Raw genomic sequence first — 7624 nt, forward strand, 5'->3', positions numbered from 1 at the left:
ATCGTGGAGGCAGTGACGAAGGACGGGAAGCGGGCGGAGTGGAGCAACTACTCCTCTACTGGCAGCGTCGCCGCCCCCGGGGTGGACGTGACCATAGACACCACCGGGGTCCGTGGGATGCCGTCCAATCTACCCGTCGGCACCCTGCAATGCAACGGGACATCCTTTGCCGCCCCCATCGTCGCCGCGCTCATGGATGAAACGCGGAAGGCAGCCCCCGGGAAGTCGGCAGGCGAGCTCTGGAAGAGCTTTGAAGATGTGACGAAGCGGCAGGTTCCCTCGGACTGGGACAAGAGCGGTCTGCGCGGGCGGCTGGTGAGCGACGTAACGGGCGCAGCGGTGTCTCCCCCTCCTCCCGCACCCGCGCCTGCGCCCGTGCCGTCGGTGGGACCCGCGCCTCCCCCCGCACCCAGGCCCGTGGACCTCACGGTGCTCCCCGTGACCTTCTCGCCCTCCTCGGCCAAAGCGGGCGACAGCATATCGGTCAGCTTCACCGTCAAGAACCAGGGAGGAACGGCATCAGGCCCCTTCTCGAACCGGATATCCCTGGCCGCCAGCATATACGGCACGACCACCTCCCTGGGGAACTTCAGCATGCCCAGTCTGGCGGCTGGCGCTTCCCAGCCCAACACTGTAAGCGTCACCGTCCCCACCGCAATGTCGCCGGGCAGCTACTGGGTGACGGTCTTCGCCGACGGCCTGCAGGCCGTCTCCGAAAGCGACGAGAACAATAACATCGGCAGCTCTGACCCGGGCAGGATCACTGTGACGGCGACGCCGAAGTATAACTACTACTCCGGTGCGGTCTTGATGAACCTGCAATACCGGTCGGTCGATGGCAGCAGATCGAAGACGGCCTCGGTGTCGGTCAACGCCACCTTCTCCAACTTCAAGGTGCAGGTCGCGGGGCCAAGTACCTACTTCACGCAAGACGCCCTAAAGTCGTCTGGCACCTACCAGTACACATGCAAGGACGACGTCTCCGGGAATGTAGCCACCACCACTGCGCAGGGCACGATTGGCTCGGTCAACCCGACTATCATCAGCCTCAGAGAAGCCCCGAAGGGGGATACCCTTCCCGTTTCCATCAACACCCGGTACAGCATGAAGGAGACCGGCGCCGACCGGAAGCTACACACAGGCGCTGGCTGGTCCCGCTACAATGACTGTGATTATCAGGTCGGCGAGGCCGATAGACAAGCGGGCTCGGCCTTCGGTGACTTGAGCAGCCCCCAGCTGACCCGGACGGGGATGTGGAACACCTCTACCAGATTCAGTCCGGCCGACGGCGGCTATTTGTTCACACACCAGCCCAAGATTTCGGGCGACACCATCAACTTCACGGGGCAGATCGCCGACCCAAAGTTCACTTACGACTACTCTGGCACGCTGTCGCTGAAGCTGGACCGCACCGAGTAACAGCTCAGGCGTCCACGTCCGGGATGCAACGGTCGCGCGCGAAGATGCAAGGGCAGTTCGTCAGCGCAAACCGCCACCGCGCAGATTGGCCGCTCTGCGCGGTGGGTCAACGGGGTCCTCAAAGGCGGGGTAGTCCGTTGTGTGGCGATTCAAATCTAAACCACTGTTGAACGTACATGCCGTTGTTCGTTCAACAGCAGTATGAGAAATCTCCACGGCGCCCACTGACGCTCGGCATGGCGCATCCGCCCTTGCCGTTGCCCGCCGCCCGCTGCTAGAATGGCGGGTACGCGAGCCTGGACTCCGAGGTGTGGGATGGTACTCAGCGACCGTGATATCAGGGCCGAGCTAGAGCGGAAACGGATAATCGTGGAGCCGCTGGGCGAGGGCTGCGTCCAGCCCGCCAGCGTGGACCTGCGCCTGGGCCACAAGCTGCGCATCTTCAAGCAGCACTCGCAGGGCTTCATTGACGTCAAGCAGGAGTCGCCGCACCTCACCGAGCTGGTCGAGGTGGACGAGGACACCCCCTTCTACCTGCATCCCGGCGAGTTCGCGCTGGGCGTGACGCTGGAAAGGATCGTCCTGCCGCCGGACATCGTCGGACGGCTGGACGGGAAAAGCTCCCTGGGCCGGCTGGGCCTCGTCGTCCACTCCACGGCGGGATTCGTGGACCCCGGCTGGGACGGCTATCTGACCCTGGAGCTGAGCAACCTGTCGCCGCTCCCCATCACGCTCTACCACCGGATGAAGGTGTCCCAGATCTCCTTCATGCGGCTGACCAGCCCCGCGGAGCTGCCGTACGGCAGCAAGCAAATCGGCTCCAAGTACCAGGGGCAGGACGAGCCTGTGCCCAGTCGCTACTACCTCAACTACCGCCCCAAGCGCTGATATCGCCGTGAACCACATGCGGCGGGCGCTCGAACTGGCCCGCCAGGCCCGCGGCGCCACCAGCCCCAATCCGCCCGTGGGCGCCGTCCTGGTCCGGGACGGCGAGGTCGTCGGCGAGGGCCACACGCAGCCGCCGGGCCAGCCCCACGCGGAGGTCATGGCGCTACGCCAGGCCAGCGCACGCGCCCGCGGCGCGACCCTGTACGTCACGCTGGAGCCGTGCTCCTTCCGTGGAAGGACGCCGCCCTGCACCCGCGCCATCATCGAGGCGGGCGTCGCGGAGGTGCGCCTCGCGACCGTTGACCCGAACCCGCGCGTCGCAGGCAAGGGCGCGGCGGAGCTGAAGGCGGCGGGACTCCGCGTCCGCACGGCGACGGGCCGTGACCGGGACGCGGCGCGCGAGTTGATGGACGCCCACGCGAAGTACATCACGACGGGCCTGCCGCTCGTCATCGCCAAGTACGCCATGAGCTTGGACGGCAAGATCGCCACCCGCGATGGCGACAGCCGGTGGGTGTCTGGCCCGCAGTCCCGCGCCCGCGCCCACGAGCTGCGCCGCGTCGCCGACGCCGTCGCCGTCGGCGTGACCACCGTCCTGCGCGACGACCCGCGCCTGACCGCGCGCAACGACCGCGACGAGCCGTACCCGCGCCAGCCCCTGCGCATCGTCCTCGACGACTACGGACGCACGCCGCTCACGGCCAAACTGCTCCACGAGCCGGGCCGGGCCATGCTGGCCGTGCGGAGCATTGACGCGCAGAAGCGGGCCGCGCTGGAGAAGCAGGGCGTGGAGGTGGTCGCGCTGCCCGCGCACGAGGGCGCGGTGAGCCTGCGGGCGCTGCTGATGCTGCTGGGCCAGCGCGAGGTGACGAGCCTGCTGGTGGAGGGCGGCGGCACGCTGCTCGGATCTTTCATGGACGCTGGGCTGATTGACCGGGTGGCGGCGTTCGTCGCGCCGGTGCTCATCGGCGGCGCGGAGGCGCCAAGCGCCGTCATGGGCGCGGGCGTGCAGCGCATGGCGGAGGCGACGCGGCTGACGCGCGTCCGCACGGAGCGCCTCGGCGACGACGTGCTGGTCACGGGCTACGTGCGCGACCCGTGGACGCAGAGGTAGGGAATGGCTAATCCAAAGCACGTGGCCCTCGTCAAGAAGGGCGCAGGGGCTATTGCCGCCTGGCGCGAGTCGGCCTCCGCCACGCAGCTAGACCTGAGGGGCGCTGACCTGTGGAGCGCTGACCTGACGGACGCTGATCTGAGGAGCGCTGACCTGACAGGCGCTCACCTGAGGGGCGCTGACCTGGGGGGCGCCTTCCTGACCGGTGCTGTCCTGAGGGACGCTGACCTGACGGACGCTGTCCTGACGCACGCGAGCATCGGTTGGACAATTCTGGCCGACGCGGACTTGGCCGAGGCAATAGGGCTCGCGGATGTCCATCACGACTACCCATCCACCGTCGGCGTGGACACGCTGGCGCGCACCCTCCGCAGCAGCGGCGGGCGGTTCACAGAGGAGCAACTCCTATTCTTCACCGGCGCGGGCGTACCAGGCACGCTGCTGAACTATCTGCCCGACCTGCTGGAGACCAACCCCATCCAGTTCTATTCCTGCGTCATCAGCTACTCCACCAAAGACGACGCGTTCGCCTCGGCGCTGCACGACGACCTGGAGAAGGCGGGTGTGAAGACGTGGAAATGGGACCTGGACGGCGTGGTGGGGCGGGGCCTGATGGAGAATGTGGGCCGGGCCATCCACAACTACGACAAGATGATCCTCGTGTGCTCGGAACACTCCCTGGCGAGCAAAGGGGTGGACGAAGAGATCGTGAAGGCGCTGCAAAAAGAGAAGCGGTTATGAGCCGCAAGGCAGCGGCGGGAACAAGAAGCGAAGGACGATGGCAAGGAGCCGCCGTTCGTGGACGTGGACGTGCTGGTGCCCATCTGGCTTGACGACAGCGTGGAACACTGGGAATCCCCCTATGCGTCTGAGGTCACAAAGAAGATGGCGGCTGACTTCCGTGGCGTAACACCTGGGAGCAAAAAATACCAGCACAAGCTCACGCAGCTAATCAATGCGCTGAACCCGAAGTCGTGGCCGCCCAGGCCACTGCGGTTGGCAAGATAAGAGGACGACGGAACGTGGATTCTTCGCTGCGTTTAGAATCGCTCCTGTTGAAGCGCAGCACCAAGAAGGATGAAAATGCGGCCGCCAACCCGTCATTCCGGACTTGATCCGGAATCCAGTCGGAAAGCCTGTGGAACCTGGATTCCGGCGTTCGCCGGAATGACGAAGAAGGGGCGATTTTCATAGGAATGACACAAGACCCCACGCTCGAAGGGGGTGCAGGGCCGCGAGGCGGCCCGCCGGGGTCATAGGGGTGTCCCCTATAATATATCACTCCCCCTCTCCATGTTGGAGAGGGGGATACAGGGGGTGAGGCGAACATGTTCACCGGCATCGTTGAAGAGATGGGCACGGTCAAGGAGGCGCGGCCAGGGCGACTGGTCATCGCGGCGAAGGTGACGCTGGAGGGCGCGCGCCTCGGCGATAGCATCGCCGTCAACGGCGCGTGCCTGACCGTCGCCGCGCTGGGCAAAGCGACGTTCGCCGTGGACGTGGTGCCCGAGACGCTGCGCCGCACCAACCTGGGCGCCGCCCGCTCCGGCGACCCCGTCAACCTGGAGCGGGCGCTGGCCTACGGCGGGCGCGTGGGAGGACACCTGCTCCAGGGCCACGTGGATGGCGCCGCACGGGTGCTCCGCGTCACGCCGGAAGGCCCCAACAGCTTCATCATGTCCATCCGAGCGCCCCGCAAGCTGACGCGCTACATCGTGGAGAAGGGGTTCATAGCCGTGGACGGGGTGAGCCTCACCGTCGTCAATTGCAGGAGCGACGCCTTTCGTGTATCCTTAGTCCCGTACACTCTGGCTCACACGACTCTGGGCCGCAGGCGGCCCGGAGATATGGTGAACCTGGAGACGGACATCCTCGCCAAATATGTCCAGAAGCTCCTGACCCCCGCGTAGGACCAGGCCTCCGCCAGGCTCCTTCTTCGGAGCCTGACCCCCGGCGGGGCCGTACCGGCAATCCAAGGAGACAACGCCCATGCCCCTGGCGACTATTGAATCAGCCATCATAGATATCCAGGCCGGCAAGTTCGTCATCATCGTGGACGACGAGGACCGGGAGAACGAGGGCGACCTCGCCTGCGCGGCGGAGAAGATCACGCCGGAGATGATCAACTTCATGGCCACGCATGCCCGCGGCCTTATCTGCGTTTCCCTGACCGGCGACCGCCTGGACTCCCTCCAGATACCGATGATGGTGCAGACCAACACCGCGCTGCACGGCACCGCCTTCGCCGCATCGGTGGACGCCAAGCGCGACGTCAGCACCGGCATCTCCGCGGCGGACCGCAGCGCCACCATCAAGGCGCTCATTGACCCCGCCACCAGGCCGGAGGACATCGTCCGGCCCGGCCACATGTTCCCCCTCCGCTATCGCGAGGGCGGCGTGCTGGTGCGCGCCGGCCAGACCGAGGCCATTGTGGACATGTGCAAGCTGGCGGACCTGCATCCGGCGGGCGTCATCTGCGAGATCATGAACCCCGACGGCACCATGGCCCGCATGCCGGAGCTGTCCGAGTTCTCCCGCAAGCACTCCGTCAAAATCATCAGCGTCAACCAGATCATCGCCTACCGCCACGGCCACGAGAAAATGGTCCAGCGGGTGGCGGAAGCGGCCCTGCCCACGGCCTGGGGCGATTTCCGCCTCTACGCTTACCGCAGCCGGTTCGACCCGGACGAGCACCTGGCCCTGGTGCTGGGCGCCATCCCTTCGGACAAGCCCGTCCTCGTGCGCGTCCACAGCCAATGCCTGACGGGGGACGTCTTCGGGAGCCTGCGCTGCGACTGCGGCCAGCAGGTCGCGCTGGCCATGGACGCCATCGAGCAGGCGGGCGCGGGAATCTTTCTGTACATGCGGCAGGAGGGACGGGGCATTGGCCTGCACAACAAGGTGCGCGCCTACGCCCTGCAGGACAAGGGCATGGACACCGTCGAGGCGAACAAGGCCCTGGGCTTTCCCGCCGACAGGCGCGACTACGGCGTCGGAATGCAGATACTGGTGGACCTGGGCGTCCGCCAGATGCGGCTTCTCACCAACAACCCCACCAAGCGCGCGGGCCTGGAGGGCTACGGGCTGCATGTGGTGGAGAGAGTCCCGCTCATCTCCAAGGCCAACGTGTACAACCAGAAGTACCTGGAGACCAAGCGAGTCAAGATGGGCCACCTGCTGCCGCCGGAGGACCTCCGGACAGGCTAATACTTAGTTATGGAAAAGCGCGGTATGAAAAGCCGCTCATGGTGAGCCTGTCGAACCACGAGCGTCTCACCCTTCGACAAGCTCAGGGCGAGCGGGCCTAGAGCGAATTTGGTGTGCACGAACCTGCGCATCCGAGTACTAGCGGAACGAGGTTAACACGATGCAAGAGCTACGCGGCAGTTTCCTGGGCCAGGGCCTTCGGTGCGGGATCGTCGTCTCCCGCTTCAACGAGATCGTCACGTCCCGCCTGCTGGACGGCGCCCGCGACGCGCTCCTGCGTCACGGAGTGCGCGACCAGGACATCGCCGTGGCCTGGACGCCCGGCGCCTTCGAGATTCCCCTCGTCGCCAAGAAGATGGCCGAGAGCGGCCGCTACAACGCCGTCATCTGCCTGGGCGCGGTCATCCGCGGCGAGACCCCCCACTTCGAGTACGTGGCCGGCGAGGCGGCCAAGGGCATCGCCAGCGTGGAGCTGGCGTCGGGCATACCCGTGGTATTCGGCATCCTGACCACGGAAAACGTCGAGCAGGCGATGGACCGCGCCGGGGCCAAGGTGGGCAACAAGGGGTTTGACGCGGCGGTAAGCGCCATTGAGATGGTGAACCTGCTGCGCTCCATGTCGGCCCTGTCGCCTCGGCGGCGCCGCGGGCGGCCCGCGGGTTCCCGCAACCAGGCGGCGGCTGACCAACCCACGCCAAAGCCGGAGGCGTAGCCAGCTCCAGGTGCCGGGTTAGACCACCTTGTAGACCTTGTCCCCTCTCCGGCAGCGGTCAGGCACTTTGACGCCGATATCCGTGCCGGACTTCGCCTCCTGGACAGGCTGGTTGATCAACTGCATGGACTCCAGGAGGAACTCCAGGTCTGTCGTATGGCCTTTGATGTGGAGCCGGTCCCCCGCCTTCACATCCCGGCTCAGCCTGATGCCCGCCACCACCGGCCGCGAGAAGAAGTCCGTCACCTCGCCAACAAGCTCTTCTGGCATCGCCCTTCCTCCTT

9 protein-coding genes are annotated in these 7624 nt (G+C 66.0%); 8 read left to right on the top strand and 1 reads right to left on the bottom strand.

Annotated elements, in window-relative coordinates; genetic code table 11:
• The 8 genes from Q7T26_12360 to ribE form a co-directional block, all read left to right on the top strand.
• Window positions 1-1419, top strand: a 1419-nt coding sequence (locus tag Q7T26_12360; protein MDO8532933.1) for a CARDB domain-containing protein, incomplete at its 5' end; no start/stop codon positions are given.
• 315 nt (window positions 1420-1734) lie between these two features.
• Window positions 1735-2307 carry a dCTP deaminase gene (gene dcd, locus Q7T26_12365; protein ID MDO8532934.1) on the top strand — a complete coding sequence of 191 codons (573 nt, stop codon included), beginning with the start codon at window positions 1735-1737 and terminating at the stop codon, window positions 2305-2307.
• Between the two features lie 7 nt (window positions 2308-2314).
• Window positions 2315-3421, top strand: coding sequence for a bifunctional diaminohydroxyphosphoribosylaminopyrimidine deaminase/5-amino-6-(5-phosphoribosylamino)uracil reductase RibD (ribD, locus tag Q7T26_12370; GenBank protein MDO8532935.1), 1107 nt, complete (start codon window positions 2315-2317; stop codon window positions 3419-3421).
• A 3-nt stretch (window positions 3422-3424) separates the two neighbouring features.
• Window positions 3425-4162 carry a toll/interleukin-1 receptor domain-containing protein gene (locus tag Q7T26_12375; protein ID MDO8532936.1) on the top strand — a complete coding sequence of 246 codons (738 nt, stop codon included), beginning with the start codon at window positions 3425-3427 and terminating at the stop codon, window positions 4160-4162.
• Between the two features lie 57 nt (window positions 4163-4219).
• Window positions 4220-4429 carry a hypothetical protein gene (locus Q7T26_12380; GenBank protein ID MDO8532937.1) on the top strand — a complete coding sequence of 70 codons (210 nt, stop codon included), beginning with the start codon at window positions 4220-4222 and terminating at the stop codon, window positions 4427-4429.
• Between the two features lie 320 nt (window positions 4430-4749).
• Window positions 4750-5331 (top strand): riboflavin synthase, encoded by a 582-nt coding sequence (locus Q7T26_12385; protein MDO8532938.1) that lies wholly within the window; start codon window positions 4750-4752, stop codon window positions 5329-5331.
• Between the two features lie 79 nt (window positions 5332-5410).
• A complete protein-coding gene (locus Q7T26_12390; protein ID MDO8532939.1) occupies window positions 5411-6628 on the top strand; it encodes a bifunctional 3,4-dihydroxy-2-butanone-4-phosphate synthase/GTP cyclohydrolase II in 1218 nt (405 codons plus the stop codon).
• A gap of 160 nt (window positions 6629-6788) precedes the next feature.
• On the top strand, window positions 6789-7340 hold the full coding sequence (gene ribE, locus Q7T26_12395; protein ID MDO8532940.1) for a 6,7-dimethyl-8-ribityllumazine synthase: 552 nt from the start codon (window positions 6789-6791) through the stop codon (window positions 7338-7340).
• Window positions 7341-7358: 18 nt separating this feature from the next.
• Here ribE and Q7T26_12400 read toward each other — a convergent pair whose 3' ends face one another.
• Window positions 7359-7610, bottom strand: coding sequence for a translation elongation factor-like protein (locus Q7T26_12400; GenBank protein ID MDO8532941.1), 252 nt, complete (start codon window positions 7608-7610; stop codon window positions 7359-7361).
• Between the last annotated feature and the right edge of the window lie 14 nt (window positions 7611-7624).

It is taken from the genome of Dehalococcoidia bacterium (assembly GCA_030648205.1).
Classification (GTDB): Bacteria; Chloroflexota; Dehalococcoidia; order JAUSIH01; family JAUSIH01; genus JAUSIH01.

Excerpts from the sequence above, each read along its gene's own strand:
- dcd (MDO8532934.1), top strand. The coding sequence starts at position 1,735 with ATGGTACTCAGCGACCGTGATATCAGGGCCGAGCTAGAGCGGAAACGG.
- Q7T26_12375 (MDO8532936.1), top strand. The coding sequence starts at position 3,425 with ATGGCTAATCCAAAGCACGTGGCCCTCGTCAAGAAGGGCGCAGGGGCT.
- Q7T26_12385 (MDO8532938.1), top strand. The coding sequence starts at position 4,750 with ATGTTCACCGGCATCGTTGAAGAGATGGGCACGGTCAAGGAGGCGCGG.
- Q7T26_12390 (MDO8532939.1), top strand. The coding sequence starts at position 5,411 with ATGCCCCTGGCGACTATTGAATCAGCCATCATAGATATCCAGGCCGGC.
- ribE (MDO8532940.1), top strand. The coding sequence starts at position 6,789 with ATGCAAGAGCTACGCGGCAGTTTCCTGGGCCAGGGCCTTCGGTGCGGG.
- Q7T26_12400 (MDO8532941.1), bottom strand. The coding sequence starts at position 7,610 with ATGCCAGAAGAGCTTGTTGGCGAGGTGACGGACTTCTTCTCGCGGCCG.